The following is a 16,999-nucleotide window of genomic DNA, read 5'->3' on the forward strand; positions in this document are numbered from 1 at the left end:
AAGAACGCATGTACGAACTCAAGCCATTCGACAGCCTGCATCTCGGCGACACGGTGTCGGTGCGCAAGACCATCACCGAGGCCGATGGCGCGCTCTACATCGCGGCCACCGGCGATTTCGGGCCGGTGCACGTCGACGACAGCTATGCCGAGACGACGCGCTTCGGCAAGCGGCTCGCGCCAGGCATCATGGTCGCGGGCATCTGCACCAGCGTGCTGACCGCCGAGTTGGCCGGCACGCTGGGTGTGTCGATCGAAGACCGCTTCTGGTTCACCGGGCCGGTGTTCTATGGCGACACGATCGAGTTCAAGGTATGGATCGCGCAGATGAACGCCGACACGCGCAGCGTCGTCTGGCAGGCCAGCGCGACCAATGAAGAAGGCAAGGAAGTGCTCAAGGCCGAAGCCACGCTGAAGTTTCCGCGCGTCAAGCCGAAGGTGGCGCCATGAGCGCCACACCGCAACCACTGCCGCAACCACTGCCGCAACTGCACATGGTGCGTGTCGACGTCGATCCGGCGCATGAAGACGCCTTCAACCGCTGGTACGACGAGGTGCACGTGCCCGCCCTGCTCGGCTGCCCGGGCTGGCTGTCGGCCAGACGCTTCGTCTCGCTCGAAGGCGGCCCGAAGTACGCGGCCATCTACGAAGTGGCGGGCGACTGGGTGTACGACACGCCAGAGTTCCATGCGGTGAAGGGCTTCATGGAATTCGCGCCGCACGTGAGCAATTTCATGCGCCAGCGGTTCGCTGCACTCGAGGCACCGGGGATTCCAGAGACGCCCGAGAATTGAGTCATGCGAATCCTTCGACCCGAACCCCTGACCGCCACCGCCTTCGCCCCCTTCGGCGACGTGATCGAGCTGGCCGGCGCCCGCCAGATCCCGATCAACGCCGGCACGACCACCCGCTTCCATGACCTCGCGAAGGTCGACGTGCTGGCCGAAGGCGGCCGCACCTTGATCAACCTGTTCCGCGCGCTGCCGCGCGAAGAGCCGGTGCAGCTCAGCCTGATGGAACGCCATCCGCTCGGCTCCCAGGCCTTCCTGCCGCTGGCGGATGCGACGTATCTCGTGGTGGTCGCCGAAGACGACAACGGCCGGCCAGGCGCGTTGCGTGCCTTCGTCAGCAACGGCTGGCAGGGCGTGAACTACGCGCGCAACGTGTGGCACCACCCGCTGCTCGCACTGGGCGAGGTGCGCGACTTCATCGTGGTCGACCGTGGCGGCGAAGGTGTCAACCTCGAAGAGTTCCCGCTGGAAGAAAGCGTGAGCATCGCGGCCGGTTGATGCGGACGCGCCCGGCACTCCAGGCGCCTTAGGGGCCTGGCCTCAGGGGCTTTACTGAGGCTGCAGGTTGATGCTCTTGGCGATCGCGCGGAACTTCGCGGTCTCGTTGACCAGGAGCTCATCGGCTTCCGGCAGCCCGTTGAGCGGCGCGATTTCAGAGCCGGTCGCCGCCAGCTGCTTGCGCGCCTCGGGGTCGCGCATGGCTTCGCCGATCGCCTTGTGGATCGTCTTCACCACGTCGTCCGGCGTGCCTTTCTTGACCATCAGGCCGGCCCACGTGCGATGGCTGAACGTCGGCAGCAGCTTGCCTTCGCCGAACGCCGGCACATCCTTGTCGAGCGGGCTCCGCGTCTCGCTCACCCAGCCGATCATCTTCATGCGGCCGGTGTCCGACATCGCGCGGAAGCTGGTCGCGTACGGCAGGATGGCGAAGTCCACGGTGTTGCCGCCCATGTCCTGTATCAACGGCGCCATGCCCTTGTAGGGCACATGCGTCAGCGTCATGCCGGTCTGCACCGCCATGCTCTCGGTGAGCATGTGATACATCGAGCCGACGCCCACGCTGCCGTAGCTCATCGGCGTGGCACCCGGCTTTCTGCCCAGCGCGATCAGCTCGTCGATGGTGTTGGCCGGAAGGTCCTTGCGGGCGACCAGCATGAGCGGGTTGATCGTCAGCTGGGTGACGAGCCTGAAGTCTTCCGCCCGCAACTTGACCGCCGAATTGGCCAATGGCGCCAGGATGATTTCGTTGGGCGAACCCAGGAAGAGCATGTAGCCGTCGGCCGGCGCGTTCAATATCTTCTGCGCGGCGAGCGCACCGCTGACGCCACCCAGGTTGTCGACGATGACCTGCTGCCCCAATGCCTTGGTCAACGGCCCGGCGAGCGCCCGGGCGATCGAGTCGGACAGGCCGCCCGCCGGATACGGAACCAGAAAGGTCACCGTCTTCGTCGGATACGGGTCTGCCGCAGCCGCCGTGGCTGCAGTCAGGACGAGAGGAACGGCCAGAAGGGCAAGGGCGAGCCGGCGGGTGATGGTCATGGGGCGTGTACTCAGTGGGCTTTGGTGAAGAATGACTGGGTCAGCGCCACCCAGAAGGCAGCGCCGGTGGCGAGACAGCGATCGTTGAAATCGAAGTGCGGGTTGTGCACGCTGCAGGGGCCGCAGGCCTGGCCGCCCGAATGGCCGTTGTCGCCGTTGCCGATCATCAGATAGCAGCCGGGGCGTTCCTGCAGCATGTAGGCGAAGTCTTCGCTGGCGCACAGCGGCGTGGCGTCGCCGGTCACCCGTACATCGCCGAAGAGTTCGCGTGCCACGCCGGCGGCGAACAGCGTCTCTCGCTCGCTGTTCACGAGCACGGGGTACCCGCGCTCGTAGTCGATCTCGCATTCGCAGGCGAAGCTGGCGGCCTGGCCGTGCGCGATCTCGCCGATGCGGCGCTCCAGCATCTCGCGGATGTCCGGCTGCAACGCGCGCACGCTGAGCTCCAGCTCGGCCGTCTCCGGAATGACGTTGTAGGTCTGCCCGGCGACCAGGCGCCCGACCGTGACCACCGCCGCGTCCTGCGGGTCGACGTTGCGCCCGACGATGCTCTGCAGGGCCAGGACGGTGGCCGCTGCCGGCAGCGACGGATCGATGGCCCGGTGCGGCATGGCCCCATGGCCGCCACGCCCCTTGAATCGGATGCGCGCCTTGTCGGAAGACGCGAGGAAGGGGCCGGTGCGAAAGAAGAGCTGCCCCGCGGGCTGATCGGGATGGTTGTGCATCGCGAACACGGCGTCGCAGGGAAAGCGCTCGAACAGCCCTTCCTCGATCATGCGGCTGGCGCCGCCCGCGCCACCGAGTTCTTCCGCGGGCTGGAAGATCAGGTGCAAGGTGCCGCCCCATGCCGCACCTTCGCGGCGCATGCGCGCCAGTGCCTGTGCCGCACCCAGCAACATCGCGGTGTGGCCGTCGTGGCCGCACGCGTGCATCTTTCCCGGTTGCAGGCTTGCCCAGGGAAGACCCGTTTCCTCCTGGATCGGCAACGCATCCATTTCAGCGCGCAGTCCCAGCCTTCGCTCGCCGGGCCCAAACGAGAGTGTCGCGACCAGGCCGGTTCCGGCGATGGCCGTCGTCACCGCGTAGCCCCATTCCCGCAGGCGCTGTGCCACCAGCGCACTGGTGCCGAACTCCTCGAAGCCCAATTCGGGATGGCGGTGAATGGCGCGGCGCCACTGGACCATCGCGTCCACTTCGTCGTCTTTCAGCATCGGGGTCGTCATATGCAGCGGATCGTAGGAACGCCCGTTCCAAACGTCCAATGCATTAATCTTTCTCTTATCATGAGTTTCAAACAGACTTCGGCGAAGCCACGATGACACTCGTTCAGCTCAGGCACTTCATCGCGCTCGCCGAGACCGGTTCGTTCAACAAGGCCGGCGAGCTGCTTCACCTGACACAGCCGGCGCTCAGCCGGAGCATTCGCGCCCTGGAAGAAGAGCTCGGACTGCCGCTGATGGACCGCGTGGGCCGGCGCAGCGAACTCACATCGTTCGGACTCGAGGTGCTGGCCCGTGCGCGAGCGCTGGTGCTCGAGGCCGGAGACCTGCGGGAGAGCGGGCGCCTGATGCGTGCGGGTCAGGCCGGCACGATGCGCGTGGGGATGGCTTCGGGCCCCGGCGCGATGCTGATGACGCCGCTGCTGATGCACATCGCCACGAACCATCCCAGGCTGCGCGTGAAGGTGGCGCGAGGCAGCACCGAGCTGCTGCTTCAGGCGCTGCGCGATCGCTCGCTCGATGCGCTGGTGCTCGAGGCGCGGTCACTGCGCCCGGCGACGGATCTCCAGACCACCCTGCTGCGCGACATGCGCGGCGCCTTCATGTGCCGCAAGGGGCATCCGCTGGCACGCCGGCGCACGGCCATCGACTTCGACACCTTGCGCCGCTATCCGCTCGCCTCCACGCCGCTGGGCGACGAGATCTCGCGCGAGCTGATGGAGCGTTACGGCCCCGACGCACACCCGTCTAAATCCGTCTCGCTCGAGTGCGAGGAACTGCCCAGCCTGGTCGATGTCGTGAGCCGCAGCGATGCGATCCTGCTGGCCATCCGCGCGGCCGCGCCCGACCTCGTGGAAGTGAAGATCGACCCACCGCTCAACGCGGTCGCGCGCTTCGGCCTGATCACCCTGCGTCGTCGCTCCGAGCCGCCCGCGCTGCCGATCCTGCGTCAGCTGATGGACGCGTTGATGCGCAGTTGAATCGCTCTTGCTGAGCACATCCCGGCGGGTGGATCACTTCCGCAAGTAGCTCTTGTTGCCGCCGCTGGTCATGCAGTACTGCCCACCACGCGGGCCGGTGCAGATGCCGCCGGTGCCACAGGCGCAATCGCCAGCCGCCGATGCCACCTGCGAAGCGCCGGTACCGCTCGAAGCGGGATTTGCGGTACTTCCGGTGCTGCCGGCTGCGTTCGACCGGCTGCTCTTCGCCTTGCTCGCGACACGGGCGGAGCCGGTCGCGAAGTGCACCGTGCCACCCTTGCTCCTGCTGCTCGAAGTCTCGGACGAATGACTTCCGCCGGAGCGATGCGAACTCGCATGCGACTTCGAGCTGTGGCTGTGCCCCTTCGCCAGGACAGGGGCAGCGGGCAACGCCAGCGCGATGGCCAGCACGAACGCGATCTTCATGGGATGTCTCCTTCACGCCAACGGGCGCGATCGATGGTCCCATGCGGCTGCTCGCGCGGACATCGCCTTTCCGGGGGATTGCCCTCGCGCCGCCATCAGGTCACGCGCCAGTCGGAATCGCCGGCAGCGCGCGCGCCTCTCGGGTAAACCCTCAATTCAAACGCCGTCCTTGTCGCCACAATCAGTGTACTGATCGACGACAGATCGATCCAGATCAAGGACAGCCCACGATGACGCGCGATATACGACAGACTCTCGACGAGAGTCCGATGACTCCTTTCCAATGGTTCGCCGTGACCATCTGCGTGATGCTCGTCATGCTCGATGGTTTCGACGTGCTCGTGATGGCCTTCACGGCGTCCGGCATCTCGGCCGAATGGAAGCTCAACGGTGCCGAGCTCGGCTTCCTGTTCAGCGCCGGACTGGTCGGGATGGCCGCCGGCTCCCTGTTCCTCGCACCGCTGGCCGACCGCTGGGGGCGCCAGGCGGTCATCCTGATCTGCCTCGTGGTCATCACCATCGGCATGGGCCTGTCCGCGCTGTCGCGCAGCAGCGTCGAACTCGGCCTCTTGCGTGCCTTCACGGGCATCGGCATCGGCGGCATGCTGGCGAGCGTCGGCGTGATCACGGCCGAATTCGCATCGGACAAATGGCGGAGCACGGCGGTCGGCCTGCAGGCCACGGGCTATCCGATCGGCGCGACCATCGGCGGCACCATCGCGGCCGTGCTGCTGGAGCACTACGGCTGGCGCTCGGTCTTCGCTTTCGGCAGCGTGGCGACGGCGCTGATGATCCCGGCAGTGCTCTGGTACCTGCCCGAGTCGCTCGACTTCCTCATGACGCGCCAGCCGGCCAAGGCCTTGTCCAAGGTGAACGCCCTGCTCCAGCGCATGCAGCAACCCGCGCTGGCCGAACTGCCGGCGCGCAGCGCCCGCGCCAAGACCTCCGGCGGCAGCATCGCGGGCCTGTTCGCGCCGAGCCTCCGGGCCTCGACGCTGTGCCTGTGGGCCGCCTTCTTCCTGCTGATGTTCAGCTTCTACTTCGCGCTGAGCTGGACGCCGAAGCTGCTGGTGTCGGCCGGCCTCTCCGCCAAGGAAGGCGTGACGGGCGGCGTGCTGCTCAACGTCGGCGGCATCGTCGGCGGCAGCGTGTTCGGCCTGCTGGCGGCGCGCGTGGCGCTGCGTCCGCTCACGGCCGTGTCGCTGGTCCTGACGGCGGTGGCGGTCGCGGCCTTCGGGCTCTACACCCAGGAGCTGGGCATGGCCTTCATGGTCGCCGGCGCGATCGGTGCCTTCATCTTCGCGTCGATGGCTGGGCTCTATGCCTTCGCGCCGGTGGTCTATCCCGCGTCGGTGCGCACCACCGGCCTCGGCTGGGCGATCGGCATCGGCCGGCTGGGCGCGGTGCTCGGCCCGCTGGTCGCTGGCATGCTGCTCGACGGCGGCTGGCCGGCCCCGCACCTGTACTACGTCTACGCCTTGCCGCTGCTGGCTGCCGCCGCCTCCGTGATGGCGCTGGGCCAGCAGGTCGGCAACGGCCCCGGCACACGCATCGCCGCCGCCGCGCACTGAACGCGCCCCCTTCCTTCTTCCGATTCCCCACGTCTAGGAATTCAACATGTTCCCGAAAAACGCCTGGTATGTCGCCTGCTCGAGCGACGAAGTCACCGACAAGCCGCTCGGCCGCACGGTCTGCAACGAACGCCTCGTGTTCTACCGCGACGCCGAAGGCAAGGTCGCCGCGCTGGAAGACTTCTGCCCGCACCGCGGCGCACCGCTGTCGCTCGGCCGCGTGGTCGAAGGCAAGCTCGTCTGCGGCTACCACGGCCTGGAGATGGGCTGCGACGGCAAGACCATCGCCATGCCCGGCCAGCGCGTGCGTGGCTTCCCGGCCATCCGCACCTTCCCGCTGATCGAACGCTACGGCTTCATCTGGATCTGGCCCGGTGAAGCCGCGCTGGCCGACGCCGCCAAGCTGCACCACCTGGAATGGGCCGAGAGCGACGAGTGGGCCTACGGCGGCGGGCTCTATCACATCAACTGCGACTACCGCCTGATGGTCGATAACCTGATGGACCTGACGCACGAGACCTACGTGCATTCCAGCAGCATCGGCCAGAAGGAGATCGACGAGACGCCGAGCGCGACCCGCGTGGAAGGCGACGAAGTGATCACCAGCCGCACGATGGAAAACATCATGGCGCCGCCGTTCTGGCGCATGGCGCTGCGCGGCAACGGCCTGGCCGACGACGTGCCGGTCGACCGCTGGCAGATCTGCCGCTTCACGCCGCCGAGCCACGTGATGATCGAGGTCGGCGTGGCCCACGCGGGCAAGGGCGGCTACGACGCGGACCCGGCCCACAAGGCCTCGAGCATCGTGGTCGACTTCATCACGCCGGAGACGGACACGTCGATCTGGTATTTCTGGGGCATGGCGCGCAACTTCCGGCCCGAGGACAAGGCGCTGACGGACAGCATCCGCGAAGGCCAGGGCCAGATCTTCAGCGAAGACCTGGAGATGCTCGAGCAGCAGCAGCGCAACCTGCTGGCCCACCCGACGCGCGGCCTGCTCAAGCTCAACATCGATGCCGGCGGCGTGCAGTCGCGCCGCGTGATCGAACGCATCCTCGCGCAGGAACAGCAGGCCACCACCGCTGCGCCTGTGGCCGCAGCCGCCTGATGCCCGACACCGCCAGACCACCACAGGCCACGATGACCGATACCTCCGAACTCAGCGTGCGGGTCGCGCGCAAGACCGCCGAAGCGCTCGACATCAGCAGCTTCGAGCTGGTGCGCACCGACGGCGGGCCGCTGCCCGCGTTCTCGGCCGGCTCGCACATCGACGTGCACCTGCCCTCGGGCCCGACGCGCCAGTACTCGCTGTGCAACGACGCGGGCGAGAACCACCGCTACCTGATCGGCGTGCTGCGCGACCCGGCGTCGCGCGGCGGCTCGCGGGCCATGCACGACGAGGTGCAGGAAGGCGACGTGCTGCGCATCAGCACGCCGAAGAACCACTTCGAACTGGCACACGACGCACAGCACAGCATCCTGCTGGCCGGTGGCATCGGCGTGACGCCGATCCTGTGCATGGCCGAACGGCTCGCAGCCATCGGCAAGCCTTTCGAGATGCACTACTGCACCCGCTCGCCCGAACGCACTGCCTTCCGGCAGCGCATCGCGGACGCGGCGTTCGCCGCGCAGGTGCAGTTCCATTTCGACGATGCCGCAGCCGAACAGAAACTGTCGATCGAGCGCGTGCTCGGCGAAGTCCGGCCCGGCACGCATCTGTATGTGTGCGGCCCCAAGGGTTTCATGGACTGGGTGCTCGGCGGCGCACGCGCGGCCGGCTGGCCCGAGGCCCAGCTGCACTACGAGTTCTTCGCTGCCGACGTGTCGCCTTCGGCCGACGACAGCAGCTTCGACGTCAAGCTCGCGAGCTCCGGCCGCGTGATCCGCATCCCGGCGGACCGCACCGTCGTTCAGGCGCTCGGCGATGCCGGCGTGGACGTGCAGGTGTCCTGCGAGCAGGGCGTGTGCGGCACCTGCCTCACGCGCGTGCTGGAGGGCGAGCCCGACCACAAGGACCTGTACCTCACGCCCGAGGAGCAGGCCGCCAACGACCAGTTCACGCCCTGCTGTTCACGGTCGCGCTCGCCGCTGCTGGTGCTCGATCTGTAGCGCATCGATGAAGGGAGTGATGGGAGAATCGCGCCGTCTCTTCCCGTCCCCCTCATCGTCTCCTGCCCGCGCATGTCGATCCATACGGCCGATCCTTCCTTCATCGATCTCCATGACCAGCCGGGTCACCTGATCCGCCGCGCGCATCAGATCTCGGTGTCGGTGTTTCTCGACGTCGTCGGCCGCGAGGTGACCCCGGTGCAGTACGCGATCCTGATGCTGCTGGCCGAGAAGCCCGGCATCGATCAGCTCACCGTGGCGCGCGAGGTGGCGATCGACACCTCGTCCTGCGCCGAGATCGCCGCCCGCCTCGAGGCCAAGGGGCTCATCCTGCGCACCGTGGCTGCGCGCGGCCAGCGCCGCCTGCAGCTCACCGATGGCGGGCAGGCGCTGCTCGACAGCCTGACGATGCCGATCCGGACGCTGCAGGAAACGCTGCTCGCAGGCCTGACCGCACAGGAAAGCGCCGACCTGCTGAACCTGCTGCGCAAGTTCGTGACCCACAACAACGAGCGCAGCCGCGCGCCGCTGCGGCGCCATGGCGCGGCGTCGGCGCCCTCGCCGAACTCAGAACCGTCCGCGTAGCGTGACCATCCAGTTGCGCGGCTCGCCGTAGTAGTTGCCGGACGTCGCGCTGCCCACGGTGCGGTAGTACCACTTGTCGAACGCGTTGTTGAGGTTCAGCGCGACCGTCCAGCGGGGGTCGATCCGATACTCGGTCATCAGGTTCCACACCGCATAGCCCGACTGGGTGTACGCGAACGGCACCGATCCGCCGGTCCAGTTCTGTGCCGTCGCATTCCAGGTTGCGGCGGTGCCGGAAACGTACTGCTTGCTGTTGATCGTGGCACCGCCGCCCACCTTCCAGGCCGAAGCTGCGCCTGGCAGTTGCCAGGTGCCGAAGAACTTCAGCGAATGCTTGGGCGTGATCGTGCTGAAGACCGCGTTGTCGGTCTCGTTGCGATTGTGGTTGTAGGTGTAGCCCGCGTACAGGTTCACACCGCGCGCCACCTCGCCGTTGACCTCCATGTCGAAGCCTTTGCTGACGACCTTGCCGGAGGTGAGGTAGCAACAGCTGCCGGCGTACAGGATGTCTTCGGCGGGGTAGCGGGTGTCGAGCACCGCGCGGTCCTTCTGCACGGTCCGGTAGAGCGCAAAGGCGGTGTTCAGCCTGCCGTTGAACAACTCGCCCTTGACGCCCAGTTCGGCCGTGCTTCCATGCATGGGGTCGAGCCCGACGCCGGGCGCGGGGCCTGCCTTGTAGCCGGCCTGCGGCTTGAAGATCTCGGCATAGCTCGCGTAGGCCGCCCATTCGGCATTGAGGTCATGGACGATGCCGCCGAAAGGAACGATCTTGGTCGGCTCGCTGTACTGGGTCGCGCTGGCGATGCGCCAGGTGTCGGTCACGTTCCAGTTGGCGTCGAGCAGCGTTCCATACACCTGCTTGTATTTGTACTTGTTGGCGCGAGCGCCCACGATGACTTTGGTGCCATCGGCCACTTCGAGCCGCAGCGTGCCGTATGCGCCGTACTGTTGGGTGTCGTTCGGGCTGTAGCTCCTGAAGAGCTCGCCGCGCTGCAAGCTGTTGGGCACCCACGGCGTGCTGGCGATGTCGAACACGTTGGCCACGGTCTTGCCGCTGCCCAGGTTCGTGTTGTAGCTGTTCCAGCTGCTGGTGATGTCCTGCATGTCGGCCCCCAGCAGCACTTCGTGCGTCCGGCCGAACAGGTCGAAGGCACCGCTCAGGTTGACGTCGACGAGCGACTGCTTGTTCGATATGGAGACGTCCGACCCCTTCCACGTGGCACCGCTCAGGGTGAGCGGATTGATCCCGCCCGAGACGAAACCCCCGACGATGTCGCCGTCATCGCGGGTGTGTGTCGCGTTGGCGCGCAGCGTCCAGCGGTCGGCCAGGCGCCAGGTGAGCTTGGCGAAGATTTCCTGGGACGTGTGATCGGAATAAGCCCAGGGCGCCGTGAATCCGGAGTTCCGGGACAGTCCCAGGTCCGCGCCATTGCTGTAGCGCGGAAGCCCGATGCTTCTGCCGTCTTCATGGACATGCTGTTCGCGCGCGCCGAATGCAAGCACCGCGGCGGGGCCGATGTCGGCCTCCAGCACGCCATAGAAGGTGGGCTTCTGCGTCGCGCGGTAATCGGTGAAGTACTTGCGGTCTTCGTAGGCGACCACGGCGCGTCCGCGCAGCTTGCCGTCGAAGGCCAGCGGACCGGAGGCATCGACTTCGGTGCGGTAGTTGTTCCAGCGCCCGGCGCTCGCGGTGAAGTTGAAATGCGGCGTGGCGGTGGGCATCTTGCGCACGAGGTTCACGGCGCCACCCGGATTGCCGGTGCCGTTGAGCAGGCCGGCCGCACCGCGCAGGACCTCGACCCGGTCGTACTCGCTCATGTCGAAGACCAGTTCGGCGTAGTTGTCGTACGAGGAGGACATGGGCGCACCGCCGTCCAGCTGGATGCTGTCGATCGCGAAGCCGCGCGAGTAGATCTCCTGCGAGCGCGAGTTGGTGTCCTGCACCGTGATGCCGACGATCTGTTCGGCCGCCTTGGTCAGGTCCGTGATGTTCTGGTCCTCGAGCCGTTGCTTGGTGAAGACGGACACTGACTGGGGATGCTCGCGCATCGCCTGGGCGGTCTTGCCGATGGTGATGACGTCGCTGGTGTACGAGCCGGTACCTTCGGTTTCGCCGTCGCGCTTGCCGGTCACCCGGACTTCTCGCAGCGAATACACGCTGTCGGCCTCCTGCGCGCGCTCGCCGGCGGCCGGCGCCGACACGCCGTTGCGCTGCAGCATCAACGCGCCGCTCGGTGTCCGTGCCAGCTGCAGGCCGCTGCCGGCCAGGGCACGCTGCGCCGCCTCCTCCACGCTCAGATTGCCTCGCACCGCGGGCGCCGACAGGCCCTGTACGAGCGCGGCGTCGATGGAAATCGCCTGCCCGCCTTCGGTGGCAATGCGTGCAAGCGTCGCGCCCAGCGGCTGGGCGGGAATGTCGTAGCCGCGCGCGGCGCCGCCCGGCGTCGGCTGGGGTTGTGCGGCTGCGATGGACGCACACAACAGCGCAATGCCGGCAGCCAGCACGGTGGGCCGCATCAGGCGACCGAAGGAGGGAATGGAATAGGCTCGATGCATGGGAGAAGGGGTTCCGGTTGGTGAGGAAACCAAGGTCCTCCCCTGCTTGTGCAACGAGCCGGAAAAAGCGTCAGCGATCCAGGAAAATTCTTCTCGCTGCCGGCTCCGACGCCTTCACGCCACGTCGATGCGCACCAGCCAGCCGCCCGAATGCCGATGCACGACCAACGGCAGGGTTTCACCGATGGTCAGCAGCGCACGATCGGTGTCGTCCAAGGGGTAACTGCCGTAGACGCGCAATCTCGCCGCTTCGGGGCTGATGCGGATGAACCCGCGCCGATAGGGCCGCAAGGCGGCGATGACTTCGCCCAACGGTCGATCGTGCACCTCCAGCTGTCCGCGCTGCCAGGCCGCCGCGGTGGCCGCCAGGCCCGGCGCCGGCTCGATGCCGGCCGGGCCGAACCAGGCCGCCTCTCCGGCCCGCAGCACGCGGTCGAGTCCGCTCGCCGAAGCCAGCGTGAGCGAGTCGCGCAACGCGACGGCCAGGCTGCGTTCCTCCTCCTGCCTCAGCAGGAAACGGGCTGCCCGCCCCGATCCGACAACCAGATGGCCGTGGGCACCGACCAGCAGAAAAGGGCGTGCGACCGCGACCGCATCCACGATGGCCTCGCCGCGCCGCAGTCGGACCTCGCGCTGGCGGCTCGTCATCGCGCCATCCGCCGCCGACCGTGCGTTGAGCAGCAGGCTGCTGCCGTCGGCCAGCATGAAGCTGCGGCGTTCGCCGGTTGCGGTGCGCCAGTCGGACAACAGGTCGCCAACGGGCACCAGCCTGTCGGCCAGCAGCCCCGTCGTCACGCCGACACCGCCGATGGCGAGTGCGCCCTGCAGCAGGCGCCTGCGCCGGCCCGACCTGACGGCACTGCCGGCCAGCGCCGCCGACAACGTGTCGGCCTGGCCAGGGTGGCGCTGATTGACACGCCTTGCCGGCGCGAATGCAGCGTCGACCGTGCCGGCCAGGTGCGACCAGGCGCGCTGATGCGCCGACGACCGGACGAGCCAGTCTTCCAGCGCCTGCCGATCGGTCGCCGTCGCTTCGCCGGAACGCATCAGCACCAGCCAGTCGATGGCTTCTTCGGTGACCGCGTCCAGGGCGCCGCCTGCAATGGCGCTCAACGTGCGATCCCGGTCGCCAGCGCGCAGGCACGCCAGCCCTGCACCATGTACTTGCGCACCATGCTGGCCGACACATCGAGGCGCAACGCGATCTCGGCATAGGTCAGGCCGTCGAGCTGACTCAGCAGGAAGGCCTGGCGTGCACGCGCGCTCATGCCGTCGAGCGCCGCGATCACCTGCGCCAGCGATTCGAGCAGCAGCGCCCTGTCCTCGGGTGACGGCGCCAGGCCATCGGGCAGGTGAAGGCACGCATCGACATAGGCCTGCTCCAGATCGCGCCGGCGCCAGAACTCATGGAGCACCCGCTTGGCCACGGTGGTCAGGAACGCGCGCGGCTCCCGGATGTCGGCAAGCCCACGGGCGCTGATGACCTTGACGAAGGTCTCCGACGCCACGTCTTCCGCATGCGCTCGATCGCGCAGGCGCTGATGGAGCCTGCCCAGCAGCCAGGGTTGATGGTCGACGAATAACGCTTGTGCGTGCCGCGCCTCTTCGGTCGCAAGCGGCAGGGATGACGAGGTCAAAACTACAGTCATGAGAATGAATCTCATTTGATTGTAGTGATCGACGGCCGGGCTACGGCTGCGCGCGCTTCCCCTGCGACGTCCCGAGTACGCCGGTGAAGAACTCGATCAGCCCGAAGGGTGCGCGCTCGCCAACGCAGAGTTCCAGCGTCTGGCGCGCGTCCACCGCCGCCGCTGCGCTGCGGCGGAACAGCGCGTCCTCGTAGGCGGCAAGCGCCGCCTCGATGTGGCCGGGGTGCGCCGCGATCGCCTGGCCGAGTTCGGCGCCGTCGAACATGGCGAGGTTCGCGCCGTCGCCGGACGGCGGCATCAGGTGGGCGGCGTCGCCGAGCAGCGTCACCCCGGCAACGCGCTCCCATCGGTGACCGTCCGGGAGCGCGTAGACCATGCGGGGAACGGGCGCGGTATCGCCATCGGTGATCAGCGCCGTGAGCGCCGGCGCCCAGCCGTCGAATTCGGCCGCGATCCGGGCCGTCGCCGCGGCGGCGTCGCCGAAGTCGATGCCGGCCACCCATTCGGCGGAGCGCTTCAGTTCGACGTAGGTGTGCAGGACGCCTCCCGCCTCGCGGTGCGCGACGATGCCCTTCCCCGGCGTCAGCGCGTACATGGCGCCGGCGCCCACTGCCGCCGCGGCCGCGGCGTGCCGCTCGTCCGCGTCGCGAAGGTACGTTTCGACGAAGGTCACGCCGACGTACGCGGGCTCTGCGTCCGACAGCAACGCCCGGACCTTCGACCAGGCGCCGTCCGCACCGACGAGAAGCTCGGTGTCGACGGCCGACCCGTTCGCAAAGCGCAAGGTGTGCCGGCCGTTGCCATGCGCCGAGACGTCGACGAGCTTCCTGCCCCACTGGATCGTCTCCGCGGGCAGCGATTCCAGGAGGATCCGGCGCAGGTCGCCGCGAAGCACCTCGGGGCGCTTGCCCGTGCCGTCGTCGGGCTCGTCCAGCAGCACCGCACCCTGCGGATCGAGCGCGCGCGAAGCCTCCGCGCCCTCGTGGATGATTTCGCGGAACGCGTCGATGAGGCCGGCCGCTTCGAGGGCGCGCTGTCCGTCATGCGCATGAATGTCGAGCTGGCCGCCCTGAGTGCGGGCGTCGGCCGACGGGTCGGCCTCGTAGATCGTTGCAGGGATGCCGTGGACGTGGAGGACGCGTGCCAGGACGAGCCCGCCCAGGCCCGCACCGACGATCGTGACGGGTGTCGTCATCATGAGCTTTCAAAAGGTAATTGGAACGGCGTTCCATACTCCGATGTTGGAACAACGTTCCATGCATGTCAAGATCGAGCGCATGGCCATGAAGAACAAGACAGAACCCCAGCCCCGGCGAGCCGAGCGACGCACGGACGGGCTCTCGAAGGCGCGGATCGTCGAAGCCGCGATCGGGATCCTCGACACGGACGGCGAAAACGCCCTGACCTTCCGCGCGCTCGCGGCACGCCTGGCAACGGGCAGCGGCGCGATCTACTGGCACGTCGCCAACAAGGACGAACTGCTCGCGGCGGCCACGGACGACGTCGTCTCGCGCGCGATGACCGACGTGTCCGGCGGCGCGGCGCCGGCGGACGCGATACGTGCGGTCGGCCTCGGGGTGTTCGACGCGATCGATGCCCATCCCTGGGTCGGCGCGCAGCTCTCCCGCGCGCCATGGCAACCCGCGATGGTGCAGATATTCGAAGGCGTCGGCGGCCAGTTGCAGACGCTCGGCGTTCCCCAGCGGGCGCAGTTCGACTGCGCGTCGGCGATGGTGAACTACATCCTCGGCGTCGCGGGGCAGAACGCCGCGAACGCCCGCCTGCACGCACCCGACACCGACCGAAGCGCGGTGCTCGGCACCGTCGCGGCACGGTGGGCGCAACTCGATCCTGCGGCGTATCCGTTCCTGCACCAGGTGGCGGCCCAGTTGCCCGCGCATGACGACCGCGCGCAATTCCTCGTCGGCATCGACCTGATCCTCGCGGGCATCACGGCTGTCCGATAGGCCGGCGTGCCGCGCGGTCGTCGCCTCCGGACGACTCGAACCAGCGACGGAGCGCTTCCGCCAATCCGTCCGTGCCGTTCCCTTCGCCGGCCCAGGCGACGCAGGCGTCGGGACGGATCAGCATCGAAGGCCCCGCATCGACGCGCAGGCAACGTACCTTGAGCGTGGCAGCGGCCACGAGCGCCGACGCCTGTCCACCGGCGGAGGCATCGAGCAGCACGCCCATGCCGTCCTGCATCGCGCCGTAAAGCGATGCCTGGTCGCCGATCGCACCGACCGCACCGATCGGCCTGTCGCCGATCAACCGCCCGACGTCCATGCGTTCGGAGCCGAAGTCGTAGCGCGTGGCGAGGCCGCTCGTCATCTCGCCGATGTGGCGGTTGACGTCATCGAGGTCCATGAGCCTTGCCACGAGGTCCCGCATCGCGCCCGCCTGCGGATCGGGCCGCATGATCGCGACCTGGGCCAGGGTGTTCGCCAGGACGGCTTCGGCCACGGGCCGCCGTTCGGCCGTGTAGGTGTCGAGCAGGCTCTCGGGCATCGCGCCACGGATGACCGCCGCGAGCTTCCAGCCGAGGTTGGCAGCGTCCACGAGGCCGAGGCTCATGCCCTGTCCACCGAATGGCGAATGGACGTGTGCCGCATCGCCTGCGAGCAGGACCCGGCCTCGGCGGTAGGTGTCGACCAGCCGCGTGTTGTCGGTCCATCGGCTGCCGCTTTCGAGCGCCTTCACGCGCACATCCGCGCCACTGATGCGGCGCAGCACGGACTCGATCTCCTCGCGCGTGACCGGCGCCTGCCGGTCTTCGGGCGGGCCGGTGAAATCCAGCATGAACAACCGCCCGGGAAAAGGCCCATGGGAAAACACGCCACCCGGCGTGCGGCGCCAGCCGCCGGGCAACAGACGCTCGGGGTGGTCGATCTCGGCGACCGCCTGGTAGAACGTCGAGGTCGGCGCCGTGCCCGGAAACTCGAAGCCCGCCATCTTGCGGACGAGGCTGCGCCCGCCGTCGCAGCCGACCAGGTAGCCGCAACGGACCCGGCTTGCGCCGCCGCCTTCGAGCGATGTCCACGCCACCTCGACACCGTCCGGCTGCTGGACGAGCCCATCGATCTCGCAGCCGCGGCGCACGTCGATGCCGAGCGCACGTGCACGATCGGCCAGCATGGCTTCGACGGCCTGCTGATCGACCGGGCGGGCGTGCCGCTCCGGTTCCCTTTGCGCCTCTTTCCGGATCAGGGACAGCCCGGCGAAGTGGCCGCTGATCTTCGACCCTTGGCCTCGCACGTCTGCGCCGCTGCGCACGATGAACGGCGCCATCGCCGCGAAGCTGCGCGCTTCGGCCTCGGCAACGGCGGTGGCCATTCCGCGGCGCTGCAACGACTCGCACGCCAGCGGCCCGATCCCGAACGCCTTCATCGCCGTGCTCGGCGCAGGCAGGCGTTCGAGCACGAGAACGCGCACGCCGCCCAGGGTCAACTCGATGGCGGCCAGGAGCCCGACCGGGCCTGCACCTGCAACCACCACATCAAACTGCTCTTTCATAGACTTGATTCCAATCTGTACTCAGTACATTAAATGTACTCAGTACAATGAAACGATGTCA

17 protein-coding genes are annotated in these 16,999 nt (G+C 67.9%); 9 read left to right on the forward strand and 8 right to left on the reverse strand.

From position 1 onward, the window contains the following. The first annotated feature begins 8 nt into the window (after positions 1–8). From AC07PZ_RS12385 to AC07PZ_RS12395, 3 genes are read left to right on the forward strand one after another with little or no spacing between them, the layout of a single operon-like run. A complete protein-coding gene (locus AC07PZ_RS12385) occupies positions 9–449 on the forward strand; it encodes a MaoC/PaaZ C-terminal domain-containing protein (RefSeq protein ID WP_495295386.1) in 441 nt (146 codons plus the stop codon). Then, the gene (locus AC07PZ_RS12390) at positions 446–793 is read left to right on the forward strand and encodes a hypothetical protein (RefSeq protein WP_495295387.1); all 348 of its coding nucleotides are present in this window, start codon (positions 446–448) and stop codon (positions 791–793) included. Before AC07PZ_RS12385 ends, AC07PZ_RS12390 begins: the two co-directional genes overlap by 4 nt. Positions 794–796: 3 nt before the next feature. Further along, positions 797–1,288 (forward strand): ureidoglycolate lyase, encoded by a 492-nt coding sequence (locus AC07PZ_RS12395; RefSeq protein ID WP_495295388.1) that lies wholly within the window; start codon positions 797–799, stop codon positions 1,286–1,288. Positions 1,289–1,339: 51 nt separating this feature from the next. Here the strand turns inward: AC07PZ_RS12395 and AC07PZ_RS12400 are convergent, their stop codons facing one another. Together AC07PZ_RS12400 and AC07PZ_RS12405 are read right to left on the reverse strand one after the other, a co-directional pair. Beyond that, positions 1,340–2,329: a tripartite tricarboxylate transporter substrate binding protein gene (locus AC07PZ_RS12400; RefSeq protein ID WP_495295389.1), complete on the reverse strand. Its 990-nt coding sequence runs from the start codon at positions 2,327–2,329 to the stop codon at positions 1,340–1,342. An 11-nt stretch (positions 2,330–2,340) separates the two neighbouring features. Beyond that, positions 2,341–3,552 carry a M20 aminoacylase family protein gene (locus AC07PZ_RS12405; RefSeq protein WP_495295390.1) on the reverse strand — a complete coding sequence of 404 codons (1,212 nt, stop codon included), beginning with the start codon at positions 3,550–3,552 and terminating at the stop codon, positions 2,341–2,343. Between the two features lie 92 nt (positions 3,553–3,644). Here AC07PZ_RS12405 and AC07PZ_RS12410 point away from each other — a divergent pair, with 92 nt between their 5' ends. Then, entirely contained in the window at positions 3,645–4,529 is an 885-nt protein-coding gene (locus AC07PZ_RS12410; RefSeq protein ID WP_495295391.1) for a LysR family transcriptional regulator, read from the forward strand. A 33-nt stretch (positions 4,530–4,562) separates the two neighbouring features. On the opposite strand, the gene AC07PZ_RS12415 is transcribed toward AC07PZ_RS12410, so the two are convergent. Then, complete coding sequence (locus AC07PZ_RS12415; RefSeq protein ID WP_495295392.1) at positions 4,563–4,955, reverse strand: hypothetical protein; 393 nt, start codon at positions 4,953–4,955, stop codon at positions 4,563–4,565. A 230-nt stretch (positions 4,956–5,185) separates the two neighbouring features. On the opposite strand from AC07PZ_RS12415, the gene AC07PZ_RS12420 reads away from it, so the two are divergent. The 4 genes from AC07PZ_RS12420 (at position 5,186) to AC07PZ_RS12435 (ending at position 9,220) form a co-directional block, all read left to right on the forward strand. Next, positions 5,186–6,526 (forward strand): MFS transporter, encoded by a 1,341-nt coding sequence (locus tag AC07PZ_RS12420; protein WP_495295393.1) that lies wholly within the window; start codon positions 5,186–5,188, stop codon positions 6,524–6,526. 46 nt (positions 6,527–6,572) lie between these two features. Next, positions 6,573–7,634, forward strand: a complete 1,062-nt coding sequence (locus AC07PZ_RS12425) for an aromatic ring-hydroxylating dioxygenase subunit alpha (protein ID WP_495295394.1) — start codon at positions 6,573–6,575, stop codon at positions 7,632–7,634. A 32-nt stretch (positions 7,635–7,666) separates the two neighbouring features. After that, positions 7,667–8,635 (forward strand): PDR/VanB family oxidoreductase, encoded by a 969-nt coding sequence (locus AC07PZ_RS12430; protein WP_495295395.1) that lies wholly within the window; start codon positions 7,667–7,669, stop codon positions 8,633–8,635. 72 nt (positions 8,636–8,707) lie between these two features. Further along, on the forward strand, positions 8,708–9,220 hold the full coding sequence (locus AC07PZ_RS12435; RefSeq protein ID WP_495295396.1) for a MarR family winged helix-turn-helix transcriptional regulator: 513 nt from the start codon (positions 8,708–8,710) through the stop codon (positions 9,218–9,220). Here the strand turns inward: AC07PZ_RS12435 and AC07PZ_RS12440 are convergent. The 4 genes from AC07PZ_RS12440 to AC07PZ_RS12455 form a co-directional block, all read right to left on the reverse strand. Continuing rightward, the gene (locus tag AC07PZ_RS12440; RefSeq protein WP_495295397.1) at positions 9,203–11,776 is read right to left on the reverse strand and encodes a TonB-dependent siderophore receptor; all 2,574 of its coding nucleotides are present in this window, start codon (positions 11,774–11,776) and stop codon (positions 9,203–9,205) included. The genes AC07PZ_RS12435 and AC07PZ_RS12440 overlap by 18 nt on opposite strands. A gap of 114 nt (positions 11,777–11,890) precedes the next feature. Continuing rightward, entirely contained in the window at positions 11,891–12,889 is a 999-nt protein-coding gene (locus AC07PZ_RS12445) for a DUF4880 domain-containing protein (protein ID WP_495295398.1), read from the reverse strand. After that, on the reverse strand, positions 12,886–13,425 hold the full coding sequence (locus AC07PZ_RS12450) for a sigma-70 family RNA polymerase sigma factor (protein WP_495295399.1): 540 nt from the start codon (positions 13,423–13,425) through the stop codon (positions 12,886–12,888). The genes AC07PZ_RS12445 and AC07PZ_RS12450 overlap by 4 nt, the downstream gene beginning before the upstream one ends. Positions 13,426–13,465: 40 nt before the next feature. Continuing rightward, positions 13,466–14,623 (reverse strand): FAD-dependent oxidoreductase, encoded by a 1,158-nt coding sequence (locus AC07PZ_RS12455; RefSeq protein WP_495295400.1) that lies wholly within the window; start codon positions 14,621–14,623, stop codon positions 13,466–13,468. 79 nt (positions 14,624–14,702) lie between these two features. On the opposite strand from AC07PZ_RS12455, the gene AC07PZ_RS12460 reads away from it, so the two are divergent. Continuing rightward, positions 14,703–15,392, forward strand: a complete 690-nt coding sequence (locus AC07PZ_RS12460) for a TetR/AcrR family transcriptional regulator (protein WP_495295401.1) — start codon at positions 14,703–14,705, stop codon at positions 15,390–15,392. Here AC07PZ_RS12460 and AC07PZ_RS12465 read toward each other — a convergent pair. Beyond that, positions 15,376–16,938 (reverse strand): FAD-dependent oxidoreductase, encoded by a 1,563-nt coding sequence (locus AC07PZ_RS12465; protein ID WP_495295402.1) that lies wholly within the window; start codon positions 16,936–16,938, stop codon positions 15,376–15,378. The genes AC07PZ_RS12460 and AC07PZ_RS12465 overlap by 17 nt on opposite strands. Positions 16,939–16,999: the final 61 nt, after the last annotated feature.

Source organism: Variovorax sp. GW821-FHT10B04 (assembly GCF_059415645.1).